This is a genomic window from Wolbachia endosymbiont of Tuta absoluta, from assembly GCF_059414725.1.
Map to the genome: position 1 here is coordinate 1 of NZ_JBNRJY010000162.1, position 421 is coordinate 421.

The window sequence follows — 421 nt, forward strand, 5'->3', positions numbered from 1 at the left end:
CTCCGACCAGTGTAAGGCGACATAGCACTATGATGTTTAAATGGCAATCACCTTAATACTGCATAAATGGTGTACCCAATTATTTCCTGGGAAACTGTTTTAGTTTTCTCTAACGCAGCGCTAAGGAATGGGACTGACGTGTCGGCTAAAAGTTCAGTATAGGGATCGATCAACTTTGAACTACAAGTTAGACTTAACAAAACAAAAAAAATTGCTGGTGACCAAAATAATTCAGTTCTTTTGGAGTACCCCTGGTACCGTATGTGCTATAACCAACTGTACTTGAGTCATTTGAAGTAGTAACAACTCTAGTAGATCGATCAATCATATGCATCGGCGACAAGCACATCGTCAGCAAATTCGCCCGCCAAGCGAACCGACCAGCGTGCGCCCGCGACCCCCGCCGCCGCCGCACCGCTCG

1 protein-coding gene is annotated in these 421 nt (G+C 45.8%); it reads right to left on the bottom strand.

Annotation, left to right across the window (positions count from 1 at the left end):
* Positions 1-193: 193 nt before the first annotated feature.
* Positions 194-349: a hypothetical protein gene (locus tag ACJ5GX_RS01730; protein WP_495292634.1), complete on the bottom strand. Its 156-nt coding sequence runs from the start codon at positions 347-349 to the stop codon at positions 194-196.
* Positions 350-421: the final 72 nt, after the last annotated feature.

What these genes read in the sequence shown, in the direction of transcription:
- ACJ5GX_RS01730 (WP_495292634.1), bottom strand. Translation starts at nt 349, where the DNA reads ATGTGCTTGTCGCCGATGCATATGATTGATCGATCTACTAGAGTTGTT.